Here is a 16,830-nt window from a genome sequence, read left to right on the forward strand (position 1 = left end):
GGGTCGGGTCCGACACGTCCGCGGGCGACACGGCGCCGCGCCATCCCCGTCGACGGGGCGCGTCCGGCTACCGTGAGGACCATGGCGACCCGTACGACCCCACGGTCGCGCTCCGGCGCGCCCGCCGCACGGTCCGCCGGCACGCCGTCGGGCTCGGGCGCACGTTCCAAGCAGTCGGGCGCACGGCCGGCGGCGCGTGCCTCCGCGCCCTCCCGCCCCCGCGTCCCGCCCTGCCCGTGCGGATCGTCAAGGGCATGTGGATGGGCTCCGCGCACCTCGTCGGCGGCGCGGCCCGCCGCGTCGGGCGCGACGCACGCGACCTCGACCCCGCGCACCGGCGCGACGGCCTCGCGTTCACGCTGCTGGGGCTCGCGGTCGTCGTGGCGGCACGCGAGTGGTGGTCGATGTCCGGCACCGCGGGCGGTGTGGTGCACAACGTCGTGGCCGGCACGTTCGGGGTCGTCGGCGTCGTCGTGCCGATCCTGCTGCTCGCCACGTCGGTTCGGCTCATGCGGCACCCGGACCGCGTGCAGGCGAACGGCCGCATCGGCATCGGCCTCGCGGCGATCCTGCTCGCCGTGTGCGGCCTGGTGCACGTGTTCCAGGACCGTCCGAGCACGGACGACATGGAGGCGGTGCGCGGCGCGGGCGGGATGGTCGGCCTGATCGTCGGCACGCCGCTGGTGACGCTCGTGACGGTCCCGGTGACCGTGGTCCTGCTGCTGCTGCTCACGTTCTTCGGGCTGCTCGTCGTCACGGCGACGCCGGTCCACCAGGTCGTGCCGCGCCTGCGCGCGCTCTACCGCCGCCTCACCGGTCAGCACGACGACGCCGCGACCCAGGACGACGACGCCCCGCTCGTCATCAACGCCGGTCACACGGCGGTCGAGGAGCCGGACGAGCCGCCGCGTGCGCGCCGCGGGCTGCGCCGCCGCAAGGCGGACCGTGCCGCGCAGGCCGCGCAGGCGGCGCTCGACGAGTACGAGGCGGACCAGGCGTTCGTCCGCGCCGCCCTCGTCGACCCTGCCGGGCCCGACGACGAGACGCGCGCGGTCGCACCCGACGCGCCGACCGAGCCCACCACGGTCGTCGAGGCGGCCGCGTCCGCGGCGGCCGCGCCCCGGCCTACGGAGCTGGCCGCACCCCCCACGACGGGCGTCCCGCGCGGTGAGCAGCCGATGCTCGGCGGCGACGTGGTCTACCTGCTGCCGTCCGAGGACTCGCTCGCGAAGGGACCGCCGCACAAGGTCCGCTCGGCCGCGAACGACCGCGTGGTCGAGTCGCTCACGAGCGTGCTCGAGCAATTCGAGATCGACGCCAAGGTCACGGGCTTCACCCGCGGCCCGACCGTGACCCGGTACGAGGTCGAGCTGGGGCCGGCGGTCAAGGTCGAGCGCGTCACGGCGCTGTCGAAGAACATCGCGTACGCGGTCGCGTCGGCCGACGTGCGGATCCTGTCGCCGATCCCGGGCAAGTCCGCGATCGGCATCGAGATCCCCAACACCGACCGCGAGACCGTCGCGCTCGGCGACGTGCTGCGCTCGTCGGCCGCCAAGCGCTCCGACCACCCGATGATCATCGGCGTCGGGAAGGACGTCGAGGGCGGCTACGTCGTCGCGAACCTCGCGAAGATGCCCCACCTGCTGGTCGCGGGCGCGACCGGTGCCGGTAAGTCGTCGTTCGTGAACTCGATGATCGTGTCGATCCTCATGCGCTCGACGCCGGACCAGGTGCGCATGGTGCTGGTCGACCCCAAGCGCGTCGAGCTGACGATCTACGAGGGCATCCCGCACCTGATCACCCCCATCATCACGAACCCCAAGAAGGCCGCGGAGGCCCTCGAGTGGGTCGTGCGGGAGATGGAGGCGCGCTACGACGACCTCGCGATGTTCGGGTTCAAGCACGTCGACGACTTCAACGCCGCGGTCCGGGCGGGCAAGGTCAAGCCCCTGCCGGGGTCCGAGCGCAAGATCGCGACGTACCCGTACCTGCTGGTGATCGTCGACGAGCTCGCGGACCTCATGATGGTCGCGCCCCGCGACGTCGAGGCGTCCATCCAGCGCATCACGCAGCTCGCGCGCGCGGCCGGCATCCACCTGGTGCTCGCGACGCAGCGTCCGTCGGTCGACGTCGTGACGGGTCTGATCAAGGCCAACGTCCCCTCGCGCCTCGCGTTCGCGACGAGCTCGCTCACGGACTCGCGCGTCGTGCTCGACCAGCCGGGTGCGGAGAAGCTCATCGGCCAGGGCGACGCGCTGTTCCTGCCGATGGGCGCGGCCAAGCCCATGCGTACGCAGGGCGCGTGGGTCGCGGAGTCCGAGATCCACGCGGTCGTCGAGCACGTCAAGACCCAGCTCAAGCCGTCCTACCGGCAGGACGTCGCGCAGGCCGCGCCGAAGAAGCAGGTCGACGAGGACATCGGCGACGACCTCGACCTGCTGCTGCAGGCCGCCGAGCTCGTCGTGACGTCGCAGTTCGGCTCGACGTCGATGCTGCAGCGCAAGCTGCGGGTGGGCTTCGCCAAGGCCGGTCGCCTGATGGACCTGCTGGAGTCCCGCGAGATCGTCGGGCCGTCCGAGGGCTCGAAGGCGCGCGAGGTGCTCGTGCAGCCCGACGACCTGCCCGGGACGCTCGCGATGCTGCGCGGGGAGCCGGCGGACGACGGACCGTTGCCCGGCGACGAGGGCATCCCGGTCGCGACCGACTACCACGACGACCTCGAGGACGAGGGCCAGGGCTGGTCCGGCGGCGGGCGGTGACGCCCACGCGGGTCCTGGCCACGGCGCCGTCGCCCGCGGCGCTGACCGCGGGGACGGACGACACGGTGGGGCTCGCGTCGCTCGTCATCGCGGCGATCGCGGTCGTCGCGCTCGTCTGGGTGCTCGTGCTCCTCGCGCGCCAACGCCGTGAGGTGCGCCGCGCCAACGACCTGCTCGACCTGTCGCGCGAGCTGCGGCACCGGTACGACGCGCTGCAGGCGGTCACCAAGGAGGGCGTGCTCGTCGTCTCGCTGTCCGGCACGGTGCTCGACATCTCCGACCGGGCCGCGACGATCCTCGGCGTGGTGCCGGACGCCGCCGTGGGGCGGCACCTCACGGACCTGGCGGTCGTGCTGGTCAACGAGCAGGGTCTCGCGATGAACCCCGCGGGCGTGCTCGGCTACCGCACGGGGCGCGCGGGATACACGGTCGACTCGCAGCTCGTCGGCGTGGCGGTCGCGAGCCCCACGGGCACGCAGGCGCGCATGGTGCAGGTCTCGAGCCAGCTCGTCGCGGCGGCCGACGGCGACGCGCCCGCGGTGCTCACGACGCTCGTCGACGTCACGGGGTCGCGGCAGGTCGAGGCGGCGCTGTCCCGCTCGGAGACGCAGTTCCGGGTCGCGATGGAGAACGCGCCGATCGGCATGGCGCTCGTCGACCTCGACTGGCACGTCGTCGAGGCCAACGCGGCCCTCGCGGAGCTGCTGGGGACGACGGTGGACGCGCTGCGCGGCTACCCGATGGAGGCGCTCGGCACGCCCGAGTCGCGCGCGAGCGAGCGCCTCGAGGTCGACCGGCTGCTCGGTGGCGGCCAGCACCGGTTCTCGGTCGAGAAGCGCTACCAGCGCGCGGACGGCCACCTCGTGTGGGTCGTCCTCGACGCCGCGCTCGTGCGCTCGCCCACGGGCGAGCCGGACCACTTCGTCGTGCAGGTCCGCGACTCGACCGAGTCGAAGCTCCAGGCCGAGATGCTCACGCACCGCGCGATGCACGACCCGCTCACGGGCCTCGCGAACCGCACCCTGCTGCAGGAGGTGCTGCAGTCCGTGCTCGAGCAGCCGGGCGTGGTCGACCGGGTCGCGGTGCTCGCGTGCGACCTCGACGGGTTCAAGGAGATCAACGACCGGTACGGGCACGCGGCCGGCGACGAGGTCCTCGTGCACGTCGCGGGCGTGCTGCGGGCGGCCACCGCGCGGCGCGGGACGGTCGCGCGCCTCGGCGGCGACGAGTTCGTCGTCGTCGTGCAGGACGTCGACGGGCCGCGGGCGGTGTTCGAGGTGGCGGCCGCGATCCACGCGGGCCTCGCGGAGCCGGTGCGTGTCGCGCGGCGGCGGATGCAGGTCGCGGCGAGCATCGGCATCGCGCTCGCCGACCCGGAGACCGTGCAGGGCGGCGCGCCGGGCCTGCTCGCGGCGGCGGACTCCGCGCTGTACCGAGCCAAGGCGGCGGGCCGCGGACGGACCGAGGTCTACGACCACTCGATGGGCCGTTCCTCGAGCGTCGACCTGCTGCGCGAGCTCACGGACGCGCTCGACGCCGACGAGCTGGTCGTGCACTACCAGCCGATCGTCGACCTCGCGGACGGCCGCGTCGTCGGGTACGAGGCGCTCGTGCGCTGGCAGCACCCGTACCGCGGGCTGCTGCTGCCGTCGGCGTTCCTGGGTCTCGCGCAGGAGGCGGGGCTCGCGGTGCCGCTCGGTCAGCTCGTCGCGACGAAGGTCGCCGAGTTCGTCGCGACGTCGCCCGACCGCACCACGTGGGTGTCGGTCAACGTGTCCGCGGACCAGCTGGGTGACGGGGAGTTCGCGACGACGCTGCTCGCGGAGATCTCGCGGCACCGGCTCATGGCGGGGCGGATCGTGGTCGAGCTCACCGAGTCCTCGCTCGTGGCGTCGGGCACGCGCATCCGCCACGAGCTCACGCAGCTGTCCGCCGCGGGCGTGCCCATCCTGCTCGACGACTTCGGGACCGGCGTGTCGCCACTGTCCTACCTGCGCGACCTGCCGGTCGCCGGCGTGAAGCTCGACATGTCCTTCACCTCCGGCATCCCGGACGACCCCACCGCGGGCAAGGTGGTCCGTGCGCTCGGGGCGCTCGCGCGCGAGCTCGCGATGGTCACGATCGCCGAGGGGATCGAGCACGCCGAGCAGGCCGAGTACCTGCACCGCAACGGGTGGCGCTACGGGCAGGGGTGGTTGTACGGCGGGGCGCAGCCGGCGCCCGGCTCGCCCGAGGCCGCGACCGCGGTGCCGCTGCCCGGCGTGGTGCGGCGGCCGGACGCCGCGGCCCGCCCGACGCCGGTGGCGCCGCCGCTGGCCGGCATGTCCGCGCCGCCGCGCCCGGCGCAGCCGGGCACCCCGCACCCCGCGGCGGACGGTCCGCCGGCGCCGACGGGGAGCGCCTGAGCCGCGTCAGCCCGGCCGGCGCACCACGACGGGCGCATCGCCCGTGGGCGTCACCGGCTCGGTGCGTTCCTCGGCCTGGTCGCCGGCCGCCTCCCGGACGCGCGCGAGCCGGGCCGCGACCTCGTCGGGAGACAGGGTCGACGTCCCGCCGGTGATGTCGGTCAGCGCGTGCACCCGGTGCCCGCTCGTGCGGTCGACGGTCACCGGTGTCCACTCGACCCCGGTGACCCGCACGGGTCCCGCCGCGCGGCCGTCCGCCGCGAACGCGCCGGGACTTCGCACGTGCGCGGTGAGCAGCAGCCCCGAGTCCGTCTTCGGGGAGCAGCACGCCCCGTCCTGGTTCGACAGGTAGTTTCCGAGCCCGTACGCGACCCACATGCCGGTCCCGTCCGGGCCGCCGTCGAGCCGCACGACCGGCTGCGGCACGTGCGCGTGGTGCCCGATGTACAGGTCGATCTCGCCCGACTCCGCGAGCCGACGCGCGACGTCCTCCTGCTCTGCCGTCGGCGCGGTCTGGTACTCGACACAGCAGTGCACGCTCGCGACGACGAGGTCCGCACCGGCTGCTCGCGCGTCGCGGGCCTGGGCGACCATCGTCGGCACGTCGATGCGCGTGACGGACCACGGCTTGTCCGCGTCGACCGGCATGCCGTTGGTGCCGTACGTCGCGGCGATGTGCGCGACCGTGATCGTCTGGCCGGCGCGCTCGAGCGTGTACAGCTGCGGCGCCTCGGCCTCCGCCTGCGTGCGCGCCGTGCCCGCGTGCCCGAGCCCCGCCGCGTCGAGCGCGTCGAGCGTCGCGCTCACGCCCGCGAAGCCGCGGTCCACCGAGTGGTTCGACGCCGTCGAGCAGCCGTCCCAGCCCTGCGCCGCGAGCCCGGCGACCACCTCGACGGGCGCACCGAAGATCGGGTACCCGCTCGGCTTGCTGCCGTTCGGGGCGACCGGCACCTCGAGGTGGCACAGCGCGAGGTCCGCCGCCTGCACCCACGGCGTGAGCGGTGCGAGCAGCGGGCCGAAGTCCACCGTCCCGCCGCTCGTGGCCGACGAGACGACCGCCTGGTGGGGGAGCACGTCCCCGGTCGCGACGATGGTGAACTCCGCGTCCGCGTCCGGCGTGGGCGACGGCGTCGGCGTGGGGCTCGCCGTCGCGGCGGACGTCGTGGCGACCACCGGCTCGCCGTCCCCGGCGGACGTGGACGCCTCCCAGGGGCGCAGCACCGCGGCCGCGGCGGCGACGCAGGACACGACGAGCACGAGCGCGGTGAGCGCCACGGGCGACGAGGAGCGACGGGGGCGTCGGGCGTGGCGGGTCACACGCGGGACCCTAGCCGCCGCGGCGGGTGCCGCGGGCAAGCACTCGGCCGCGTCGCGCCGAGTCCACCCGGTCGCCCCGTGCGTCGGCCCCCGCGCCTGCGTCCACCCGGCTCCGTCGGCCCGGCCCTGTCCCCCCGGCCTCCGTCCGCCGCGGGCCGCACGCCGCGCCGCGCACGCGGGTCACCGGGCCCGGCGCGCGGACGACCTAGGCTGTCGGCGTGAGTCCCGCACCGCAGCCGACGTGGAACCTCGCGAACGTGCTGACGGTCGCGCGCGTCCTGCTGGTGCCCGTGTTCGTCTGGGCGATGCTGGCCGAGGGCGGGGACAGCGTGGGGTACCGCCTGCTCGCGGCCGGCGTGTTCGCGGTGGCCGCCGTCACCGACCGGATCGACGGCTGGTACGCGCGCCGCACGGGTCAGGTCACCGACTTCGGCAAGCTGCTCGACCCGATCGCCGACAAGCTGCTCATCGGCGCGGCGCTCGTCGTGCTGTCCGCGCTGGGAGAGCTGCCCTGGTGGGTCACGGTCGTGATCCTCGTGCGTGAGCTCGGCATCACGGTCATGCGGTTCTTCCTGCTGCGCTACGTCGTGCTGCCCGCCTCGCGCGGCGGCAAGCTCAAGACCGTGCTGCAGTCGTTCGCGATCGGGCTGTACGTCCTGCCGTTGTCCGCGATGCCGCCCGCCGTCGAGGTCCTCGCGGGCGTCGTGATGGCCGCCGCCCTCGTCGTGACGGTCGTGACCGGGCTCGACTACGTGCGCACCGCGGTGCGCATCCGCCGCGCGGCGCCCGTCCCGCCGGGGATCTGACGTGCCCACCGCCGAGGCGCTCGACGCGCTGCGGGAGCGCGGCTGGACGTTGGCGGTCGCCGAGTCGCTCACGGGCGGCCTGCTGAGTGCCCGGGTCGTCGACGTGCCGGGCGCGTCCGAGGTGCACCGCGGCGCGGTCGTCGCGTACGCGACCGACCTCAAGGCGTCCCTGCTGGGCGTCCCGACGGCATTGCTCGACGCCGTGGGTGCGGTCGACCCGGAGGTCGCGCTTCTGATGGCGGACGGCGTGCGGCGTCGCCTGGGCTCGGACGTCGGGGTCGCGACGACGGGCGTCGCGGGACCCGACCCGCAGGACGGGCACCCGCCCGGGACCGTGCACGTCGCGGTCGTGACGCCCGTGCGACGCGAGGTCCGCTCGCTGCGGCTCGGGGGCGGACGCGCGCAGGTCCGCGCGCGGTGCGTCGAGGAGGCGCTGGCGCTCCTGTCTGCCGCGGTGCGGGTGTCCGACGCGGCGCGAGTGTCCGACGCGGTGCGAGGCGACGACCCCGATCGGCAGGACCTGCCGTAGCCGGACCGGGCGGCGCCCGGCCGGCCCGGGTGAATCGTCGCCTCGGCCCGCCCGGGACGCCTCGGCGGCGGGAACACGCAAACCTGGTCCGACGTTGGAGGAGGCGTGATGAACACTCGCCCCCCGGCTCGACGTAGTCCCGCGCGTGTCAGCGGGGCACGGTACGGTGACAGGGTGTCGGTCGACAGGCCGCCGGCACGTGAGGGTGGCCGAGAGGCGGCGCACGGGGTGTCCCGTGCGGTCGGACCTCGGGTGACGGACGAGACGAGAGGGGGAGCCTCGATGATCGTGCTGCGTCGTGAGATCGGCGACGTGCTGCGGGATGCGCGTCAGCGCCAGGGCAGGACCCTTCGTGAGGTCTCGTCGGCGGCGCGGGTCTCGCTCGGGTACCTGAGCGAGGTCGAGCGAGGGCAGAAGGAGGCGTCGTCCGAGCTGCTGCAGAGCATCTGCGCGGCGCTCGACGTCCCGATGTCCCTCGTGCTGCGCGAGGTGAGCGACCGCGTCGCGGTTGCCGAGGGCCTGCTCATCCCCGACACCGTCCCGGCGGAGCTGGCCGCGTCGATGGGGTGCACGGGCGAGGGCGGCTGGGCCCGTCCGCGCTCCGAGCTCGCGCCCATCGGCTGACGTCAGGCCGCCCCGGGCCGGGCCTGGCAGCGCGGGCAGTAGAACACCGGACGCTCCATGGGCGGCCGGCGAGCGGGCGCGACCGCGATGGGCGTCCCGCACCGCGTGCAGGGACGCCGGAGGCGGCCGTGCACGCGCGAGTCGGGCCGGCCGGAGAGCACCGACCGCTGCATGAGGCGCCGCGCGACGACGTAGAGCCGGGCGGGGTCCTCGACCTGGTCAGCCGGCGTCCACGGCCACAGCCGGAGCGCGAACAGGGACTCCGCGCAGAAGATCGTGCCCAGCCCCGCGGCGACCCGCTGGTCCAGCAGGACCTCCGCGGCGGGAGTGGCGCCCTGCGCACGCCACCGCCGCAGGACCTCGTCGAGGTCCAGCTCGTCCGCGAGGACGTCCGGCCCCAGATGGTCGATCAGCCGCCGCTCGTCGCGCGTCGGCACCACGTCGAGCATCCCGAGGAGCCGACCCAGCGCCGTCCACCGGTCCGTCGCGAGGACCGCGCGGATCTCCGTGGCGCGCCCGGCCGCCCGCGGCGTCCCGGTCGCCGCGACCCGCCACATGCCGTCCATCCGCAGGTGCGTGTGCAGCGTGCGGCCGTCGTCGAACCGTGTGAACAGGTGCTTGCCGTAGGGACGCGTGCCGAGCACCGTCCGTCCCATGAGGTCCACGCCCGCGGCCGACGGCCAGCGCAGCTCGGCGCGGACGAGCACCCGTCCCGCGAGCGCGTCGTCCAGCCGGGTCGCGGTGCGTCGCAGCACATCACCCTCGGGCATCGCGCATCCTCACCGGGCCGACCCCAGCCGCAGCCCACGAGGAGTGGTCGAGAACCCCGCGGCGACGAGCGCGGTGCCGACCGCCGAGTGCGCGGCACCGTCCGCGAGCACCGCGGCGCCGTCGATGCGCGTGATCGTCAGGCGTCCCGTCCGCGGCACCACGGACGCCAGGCCGCGCGCCGCCGCGTCGAGCATCTCGCCGTCCTCGGCGAACGACAGGACCGTCCGGCCGCCGCGTTCGACGTAGAGCACCAGCGCGCCGTCGACGAGCACGACGAGCGACCCCGCCTTGCGCCCGGGCCGGTGTCCCGCACCGTCCGCGGCGCCCACCGGGTCCGGCCACGCGAGCGCACCTCCGTACGGGTTGGCCGGGTCGGTCGCGGCCAGCACGACGACGAGCGCGCTGCCCCGCCGGGGCGCGTCCCGCGACGACCGCGCGGCGTCCAGCGCGGGGTCGCTCGTCGCGCCGCCCTCGCTGCGCTCCTCGGCGCGCTCCTGCGCGAGCTGCACGGTGGACGCGTCCGCGCGCAGCTGGTCGACCGCGCCCGGCAGGGCGAACTGCGACCCGCCGAGCCGCTCGACGAAGTACCCGCGACGCACCTGGCCGCCCTGCTCGAGCGCGCCGAGGACGCGGTACACGTCGCCGAACCGTGAGCCGATCCCCTCGAGCGGCGCGACCGCGCGTGTGAGCACGCCGTGCCGGTCGAGGAGCTGGGCGGCGAGCGCGTGCGCGCGCAGGGTCGCGTCGCCCTCCCGGGCAGGGAGCAGCGACCAGCGTCCGGCGGAGCTGCCGTCCGCCCGCGGCCGCACCACCGGTGCACCGCCCAGACCGCGCAGCCCCAGCCGTGGTCGCAGCGGGCGACCACGCGGCGCGGTCGTGCGCGTGCGGTGCGCCGTCGTCCCCGAGCCGAGCCATGCCCGCAGCGGGGACAGCGAGTCGTTGGTGACGAGCCCCGCCCAGACCAGGTCCCACAGCGCGGCCACCACGTCACGCTCCGTGACGGGCAGCGGCTCGGCGGGCGCGTCGCCCGCGGCGTCGGCCCCGGGCGCGGCCGGGGCACCGACGTGCTCCCAGCGGTCCCGCACGCGCGCGGTGAGCGCGCCCACGAACCACGCGCCACCGTCGCCCAGCGCGTCGAGCACCGCGACGTGCAGCGGGCTCGTCGTCGCGAGGTCCTCCTGCAGCGCGAGGGCGGCCAGCGTCAGGTCGGCCACGCTCGCGGGGTGCAGCGAGACCACGCCGTCATGACCCGGCAGCGCCGCGTGGCCCGCCCAGACCACCTCGCCCGCGGCCGTGAGCTCGTCCAGCATCTCCGGGCGGTAGTCCACGACGCGGGACGGCAGCACGTGGGCCTCGAGCGCCGAGGCGGGCACCGCGAAGCCCGCGAGCTGCTCGACGACCCGCGCGACGCCGTCGACACCGCGCAGCCCGGCGGCTCCGCCGCCGAGCACGGGTGCGACCGACTGCCACCGGGGCAGGAACACCCCGAGCGCGCGCGGGTCGACGGGCTCGACCTGCGAGCGCAGCGCGGCGAGCGAGCGTCGGCGCAGCGTGCGCAGCACGTTCGCGTCGCAGTACTCGTCGCCCGTCCCGCCCAGCTCGGTGGGACGCAGGCGCCCGCGCACGAGCACGCCCGCGTCCTCGAGCCGCCCCAGCGCCTGCTGCGCGACCGCGACGCCCCACCCGTGGTGCGCCGCGAGAGCGGCGGCGGTGAACGGGCCGTGCGTGCGCGCGTACCGGCGCACGAGGTCGCCCACCGGGTCGGGGAGCACCTCGGTGAACGTCTCGGGCACGCCGACGGGCAGCGCGACCCCGAGCGCGTCGCGCAGGCGGCCCGCGTCCTCGACGGCCGCCCACTGCTGCGCGCGATGCGGCGGGACGCCCGCGAGCCGGACCTCGATCAGGCGTCGCGCGTCCGCGAGCTCGGCGAGCCACATGGGCACACGGTCATGGACCTCGGGCGCGGCGCGCGTGAGCAGCTCCGCGACGGGCAGGGGACCGTGCCGTCGCACGGTGTCCGCGAGCTGCTCGAGCGTCGTTGCCTGCCGGTCCGGCGCGCGGCCCGACAGCTCGGCCTCGGTGTCGAGGACCGCCTGCGGGTCGAGGAGGTCCGCCAGCTGGGACTCGCCGGACTGCCCGAGCAGCTCGGCGAGCAGCGTCGGGTCGAGCGTGAGCGCGGCCGCGCGGCGCTCCGCCAGCGGGGCGTCGCCGTCGTACAGGAACTGCGCCGTGTAGCCCATGAGCAGCGACTGCGCGAACGGCGAGGGTGCGCGCGTCGTGACCTCGACGACGCGCACCCGCCCCGCGGCGACGCCGCGCATGAGCTCCGCGAGCGCCGCGGTGTCGAAGTCGTCCTGGAGGCACTCGCGCGTCGCCTCCAGCAGGATCGGGAAGTCGGGGTACCGGGCGGCCACCGACAGCAGCTGGGCGGAGCGCTGGCGCTGCTGCCACAGCGGGCTGCGGCGGTCGGGACGGCGGCGCGGCAGCAGGAGGGCGCGCCCGGCGGCCTCGCGGAACCGTGCCCCGAACATCGCCGACGAGCCGAGCTGCGCGCGGACCTGTGCGACCACGTCGTCGGGGTCGACCAGGAGGTCCGCCAGGTCGAGGCCGGGCGCGCCCTCCGCGTCGCCGCGACGCTCGTCCCACAGGTCGTCGAGCTCGGCGTCCAGCGTGTCCGGCAGCCGCAGGACGATCCCGTCGTCCGAGTGCATCGCGGCCGCGTCGACGCCGTACCGCTCGCGCAGCCGCGCGCCGAGCACGACCGCCCAGGGCGCGTGCACGCGTGCGCCGTACGGCGAGTGGATGACCACGCGCCAGTCGCCGAGCTCGTCGCGGAACCGCTCGACGACGACGGCGACGTCGCTCGGCACCTCGCCGGTGGCCGCCACCTGCTCGCGCACGTACGCGAGCAGGTTGTCGGCCGCCCACGCGTCGAGGCCCGCGGCCGTCGCGGCCAGCCGCGCGTCCTCGTCGGACAGGGCGGCGAGCTCGCGCACCCACGCGCCCATGGCGCGGCCCAGCTCCGCGGGCCGGCCCGGCGAGTCGCCCTTCCAGAAGGGCAGGCGCCCGGGCACCCCGGGCGCGGGGGACACCAGCACGCGGTCGGCGGTGATCTCCTCGATGCGCCACGTCGACGAGCCGAGCGTGAACGTGTCGCCCGCGCGTGACTCGTAGACCATCTCCTCGTCGAGCTCGCCGACGCGCTTGCCCCCGCGCGTGCGGCCCGCGGAGATCTCGGGGTCCACCGCGACGCCGGGCGTCGCCGCCGTGGGCGACGCGAGGAACACGCCGTACATGCCACGGTCCGGGATCGTGCCGCCGCTCGTGACCGCGAGCCGCAGCGCTCCCGGACGCCCGACGAGCACGTCGCGGACCCGGTCCCACACCAGCCGGGGGCGCAGCTCCGCGAACTCCTCGCTCGGGTACCGGCCAGCGAGCATGTCGAGCACCGCCCGCAGCGTCGCGTCGCCGAGCCTGGCGAACGGGGCGGCGCGGCGCACCACGCGCGCGAGCTCGTCGACCGGCCACTCGTCGACCGCGACCATCGCGACGACCTGCTGCGCGAGCACGTCGAGCGGGTTGCTCGGCACCGCGAGCGGCTCGAGCTCACCCGTGCGCATGCGCTGGGCCGTGACGGCCGCCGCCACGAGCTCGCCGCGGTACGTCGGGAACACCACGCCGCGGGACACCGCGCCGACCTGGTGCCCCGCGCGGCCGATGCGTTGCAGGCCGCTCGCGACGGACGGCGGCGCGCCCACCTGGACGACCAGGTCGACCGCGCCCATGTCGATGCCGAGCTCGAGCGAGCTCGTCGCGACCACCGCCGGCAGGACGCCCGCCTTGAGCTCGGACTCGGTGCGCGTGCGCTCCGCGCGGCTCATCGAGCCGTGGTGGGCCCGCGCGAGGATCGTCGAGGCGTCTCGGGTGTCGATCCCGACGCCCGTGCCCGACTGCCCCGGGACGGCGGCGGCGTGCAGCTCGCCGGGGTCGGGCACGTCGAGGCCGGTGCGCTGGGCCCACACCTCGTTCATGCGCGAGGTGAGCCGTTCGGCACCACGACGCGAGTTGGTGAACACGAGCGTGGCGCGGTGCTCGGCGACGAGGTCGACCACCCGCTCCTCGACGTGCGGCCACACCGACGCGCGGCGCTGCGGCCGGTCGGCGTCGCCCGCGAGGTCGGCCTCCGCGGCCTGGGACCACGCGTCGGCGGCGGGTGTCGCCTGCGCTCCGGTGTCGCTCGCGGACGCCGCGCGCGACGCGGGGTCGCCCGCGGACGCCAGGTCGGACAGGTCGGGGACGGGTACGACGACGTCGACCGCGATCTGCTTGGTCGCGGGCGGCTGCACGACGACGACCTCGCGCCCGCCCTCGGACCGCGGCCGCGCCCCCGCGAGGAAGGACGCCACCGCCTCCACGGGCCGGACCGTCGCGGACAGCCCGATGCGCTGCGCGGGCGGCCGGCCCGAGGCCTCGAGCAGCACGTCGAGGCGCTCGAGCGACAGCGCGAGGTGCGCACCGCGCTTCGAGCCCGCGACGGCGTGGATCTCGTCGAGGATCACGGTGTGCACGCCCGCGAGCCCGGCGCGTGCCCCCGACGTCAGGACGAGGTAGAGCGACTCGGGCGTCGTGATGAGCACGTCCGGTGGTCGCGTCGCGAACGCGCGGCGCTCGGCGGGGGGCGTGTCGCCGGTCCGGGTGCCGACCGCGACCTCGGGGAGGCTCGTGCCGAGCCGGGTCGCCGCCTGCCGGATCCCCACGAGCGGCGAGCGCAGGTTGCGCTCGACGTCGGTCGCGAGCGCCTTGAGCGGTGAGACGTACACCACGCGGCAGCGGTGCGTCGGGTCGTCCGGCGGGCTGCTCGTCAGCAGGCCGTCGAGGGCCCACAGGAACGCCGCGAGCGTCTTGCCCGACCCGGTCGGTGCGACGACGAGCGCGTGCCGCCCGCCCGAGACCGCGTCCCACGCGCCGACCTGCGCGGCGGTCGGCTCGGCGAACGCGCCGGTGAACCACGTGCGGGTCGGCTCGGAGAAGCGGGTGAGCACCACGTGCGACATCGTCGCAGGCCGCGCCCACACCCGCCGCCCGCGTGCGGGCGTCCCGGCCGCGGCTCCGCGTCCGTCGGCCGCGTCCGCCGGCCGTGTGCGTCCCGACGCCTGCGCGTGACAGGCTGGCGCCGTGAGGTACAGCGAGTTCTGGGAGCTGGTCGAGGAGGTGCTCGGCAGCGCGCACGGGCGCGAGCTGGTCGCGACCCTCGTCGTCGGCGCGCTCGAGAACCGCACACCCGCGGCCGCGCTCGAGGACGGTGCCGACCCGCGCGAGGTCTGGCACGCCATGTGCGACGAGCTGCAGATCCCTCAGTCGCAGCGCTGGGGCGCCGACCTGCGCCGCCCGGCGCCACCCCGCCGGTAGACCGGCAGGCGTTCAGCCGGTAGACCAGCACTGGGACCATCCGGCGGACCGCCGGTGGGCGACCCGAGACGACCCGAGGACGACCCGAGGACGGCCGGTGGACGACGGGCGAGAGCAGACCGCGCGTCGGCGCGCGCCGTGGCTGCCGACGTTCGGTGACGCGGCCGACGCGCTCGTCGGCCTCGTCGCGACCGCCGCGGGTCTCGGGGTCGCGATCGCCCTGGTCGACGGCGTCGAGGCCACCGGGGTCGGCGGCGTGCTCGTCGTCGCGCTCCTCGTGTTCGTCGGTGACCTCGCGCTGCGCCCCCCGCTGCGCGCGCTCGCACGGCCCGTCGGAGCGATGGGCGCCCTGGTGCTCGGCCTCGTCGCGCAGGTCGCGATCGCGTGGGCCGCGCTCTCCCTGGTGCCGGGCATCGAGGTGACCTCGGCGTGGGCGGTGGTGCGCGTCATCGTGATCGCCGCGGTCGTCATGGCGGTCGGCCGCTGGCTGCTCGGCGCGAACGACTCCGAGTACGTGATCTCCGACGTGCTGCGTCGCGCCCGCCGCAAGGCGCGCCGGCTCGACGGTCGCGTGCCGCAGGGCAGGCCCGCGGGCATGCTCGTCGTGCAGCTCGACGGCGTCGCCGAGCCCGTGCTGCGCGAGGCGGTCGAGGCCGGGCTCGCGCCGACGATGCAGCGCTGGCTCACGCAGGGCACGCACCGGCTCGAGACCTGGTGGGCGCGCGTGCCGTCGACGACCCCCGCGAGCCAGGCCGGCCTGCTGCACGGCGAGTCCGGCGAGATCCCCGCGTTCCGGTGGTGGGACCGCGGACTCGGCCGCCTCGTCGTGACCAACCACCCCGCCGACGCCGCGCTCGTCGAGACGCGCCTCACCGACGGCAAGGGGCTGCTGGCGGGCGGCGGCACGGCCGTGTCCACGATGTTCACCGGCGACGCCGAGCGCGCGTACGTCGTGATGAGCCGCACACGCACGCGCGCCCCCGACGGCTCGGGCGGCGGCCTGGGGCCGGGGGCGGAGTTCGTGCGGTTCTTCGCGAGCCCGTTCGTGCTCGCCCGCGCGGTCTCGCTCACGATCGGCGAGATCGTCAAGGAGCTGTACCAGGCGCGGCGCCAGCACGTGCGCGACGTGCGCCCGCGCATCTCGCGCGGCGGCTGGTACGTGGTGCTGCGCGGCGTGACGAACGTGCTCATGCGGGACCTGTCGACGTCGCTCGTCGCCGAGGCGGTCGTCCGGGGCGACCCGGTGGTGTTCGTCGACCTCGTCGACTACGACGAGATCGCGCACCACGCCGGTCCCACGCGCCCGGAGTCGCTGCGGGCGCTCGAAGGGCTCGACCGGGTGCTGCGCACGCTCGAGCAGGCCGTCGCGGTCGCGCCGCGCGACTACCGCGTCGTCGTGCTGTCCGACCACGGGCAGGCGCTCGGCGAGACGTTCGAGCAGCTCGAGGGCGCGAGCCTGCTCGACGTCGTGCGCGAGCTCATGGCGCGGCCGGACGCGAGCGGTGTCCAGAGCGGGACCGGCGAGGACTGGGGACCGCTCAACGCGCTCCTGACGAGCGTCGTGGGCTCGGGCGGCAGCCGCGCGGTCGGGCCGGACGCCGGACGGGCGTCGGGTCGCGTACGGGACTCCGCGACCCCCGAGCCGCCCGAGGTGGTCGTCGTCGGGTCCGGCAACCTCGGGCTGGTGTGGTTCCCGCGAGCCGACCACCGGCTCGTCCTCGAGGAGCTGCAGGAGCGCTGGCCCGCGCTCGTGCCGGGGCTCGCCGCGCGGCCCGGCGTCGGGGCGGTCGTCGTGGACACGCGCACGCGCGGGCTCGTCGCGATCGGTGCGCGCGGACTGGTGCTCCTGGAGCCCGACCGCGACGCGGACCCGGCCGACGCGGTCGAGGGGGAGGACCCGCTGGCGCCGTACGGGCCGCGGGGACGCGCGGACCTCGCGCGCGCCGCGCGGCTGCCGCACACGGGGGACCTGCTGCTCGTCTCGCGCGTCACGCCGGGCGGGCACGTGCACGCGTTCGAGGGCCAGGTCGGGTCCCACGGCGGGATCGGCGGGGCGCAGAACCTCGCGATGCTCCTGCACCCCGCGCAGTGGCCCGTGGACGACGAGCTGCGCGAGGCGGTCGGCGCGCAGCACCTGCTCGTGGGCGCGGAGGCCGTGCACGAGCAGCTCGTGCGGTGGGCGCGGCGCGCCGGGCTGCGGGAGGTGTGAC

General features: G+C 76.0%; 10 protein-coding genes. 7 read left to right on the forward strand and 3 right to left on the reverse strand.

Features of this window, described 5'->3' with window-relative positions; translation table 11 throughout:
* Positions 1-260 precede the first annotated feature (260 nt).
* Together CBP52_RS03030 and CBP52_RS03035 are read left to right on the forward strand one after the other, a co-directional pair.
* On the forward strand, positions 261-2,759 hold the full coding sequence (locus CBP52_RS03030) for a DNA translocase FtsK (protein WP_094182095.1): 2,499 nt from the start codon (positions 261-263) through the stop codon (positions 2,757-2,759).
* On the forward strand, positions 2,756-5,164 hold the full coding sequence (locus CBP52_RS03035; RefSeq protein ID WP_232514628.1) for a bifunctional diguanylate cyclase/phosphodiesterase: 2,409 nt from the start codon (positions 2,756-2,758) through the stop codon (positions 5,162-5,164). The genes CBP52_RS03030 and CBP52_RS03035 overlap by 4 nt, the downstream gene beginning before the upstream one ends.
* A 6-nt stretch (positions 5,165-5,170) precedes the next feature.
* Here CBP52_RS03035 and CBP52_RS03040 read toward each other — a convergent pair whose 3' ends face one another.
* Positions 5,171-6,481, reverse strand: coding sequence for a CapA family protein (locus CBP52_RS03040; protein WP_094179774.1), 1,311 nt, complete (start codon positions 6,479-6,481; stop codon positions 5,171-5,173).
* Between the two features lie 218 nt (positions 6,482-6,699).
* On the opposite strand from CBP52_RS03040, the gene pgsA reads away from it, so the two are divergent.
* The 3 genes from pgsA to CBP52_RS03055 all read left to right on the forward strand — a co-directional run bounded on the left by pgsA (position 6,700) and on the right by CBP52_RS03055 (position 8,440).
* The gene (gene pgsA, locus CBP52_RS03045) at positions 6,700-7,287 is read left to right on the forward strand and encodes a CDP-diacylglycerol--glycerol-3-phosphate 3-phosphatidyltransferase (protein WP_094179775.1); all 588 of its coding nucleotides are present in this window, start codon (positions 6,700-6,702) and stop codon (positions 7,285-7,287) included.
* A 1-nt stretch (position 7,288) separates the two neighbouring features.
* Entirely contained in the window at positions 7,289-7,816 is a 528-nt protein-coding gene (locus tag CBP52_RS03050) for a CinA family protein (protein WP_094179776.1), read from the forward strand.
* 282 nt (positions 7,817-8,098) lie between these two features.
* Complete coding sequence (locus CBP52_RS03055; RefSeq protein ID WP_094179777.1) at positions 8,099-8,440, forward strand: helix-turn-helix domain-containing protein; 342 nt, start codon at positions 8,099-8,101, stop codon at positions 8,438-8,440.
* A gap of 2 nt (positions 8,441-8,442) precedes the next feature.
* On the opposite strand, the gene CBP52_RS03060 is transcribed toward CBP52_RS03055, so the two are convergent.
* Both CBP52_RS03060 and CBP52_RS03065 read right to left on the reverse strand, forming a co-directional pair.
* Positions 8,443-9,210, reverse strand: coding sequence for a DNA-formamidopyrimidine glycosylase family protein (locus CBP52_RS03060; protein WP_094179778.1), 768 nt, complete (start codon positions 9,208-9,210; stop codon positions 8,443-8,445).
* 9 nt (positions 9,211-9,219) lie between these two features.
* Positions 9,220-14,265, reverse strand: a complete 5,046-nt coding sequence (locus tag CBP52_RS03065) for a DEAD/DEAH box helicase (RefSeq protein WP_094182096.1) — start codon at positions 14,263-14,265, stop codon at positions 9,220-9,222.
* A gap of 121 nt (positions 14,266-14,386) precedes the next feature.
* On the opposite strand from CBP52_RS03065, the gene CBP52_RS03070 reads away from it, so the two are divergent.
* Positions 14,387-14,620, forward strand: a complete 234-nt coding sequence (locus CBP52_RS03070; protein WP_094179779.1) for a DUF3046 domain-containing protein — start codon at positions 14,387-14,389, stop codon at positions 14,618-14,620.
* Between the two features lie 97 nt (positions 14,621-14,717).
* Entirely contained in the window at positions 14,718-16,829 is a 2,112-nt protein-coding gene (locus CBP52_RS03075; RefSeq protein WP_094179780.1) for an alkaline phosphatase family protein, read from the forward strand.
* Position 16,830: the final 1 nt, after the last annotated feature.

It is taken from the genome of Cellulomonas sp. PSBB021 (assembly GCF_002240455.1).
Taxonomy (GTDB): domain Bacteria; phylum Actinomycetota; class Actinomycetes; order Actinomycetales; family Cellulomonadaceae; genus Cellulomonas; species Cellulomonas uda.

What these genes read in the sequence shown, in the direction of transcription:
- CBP52_RS03030 (WP_094182095.1), top strand. Translation starts at nt 261, where the DNA reads ATGGGCTCCGCGCACCTCGTCGGCGGCGCGGCCCGCCGCGTCGGGCGC.
- CBP52_RS03055 (WP_094179777.1), top strand. Translation starts at nt 8,099, where the DNA reads ATGATCGTGCTGCGTCGTGAGATCGGCGACGTGCTGCGGGATGCGCGT.
- CBP52_RS03060 (WP_094179778.1), bottom strand. Translation starts at nt 9,210, where the DNA reads ATGCCCGAGGGTGATGTGCTGCGACGCACCGCGACCCGGCTGGACGAC.
- CBP52_RS03065 (WP_094182096.1), bottom strand. Translation starts at nt 14,265, where the DNA reads ATGTCGCACGTGGTGCTCACCCGCTTCTCCGAGCCGACCCGCACGTGG.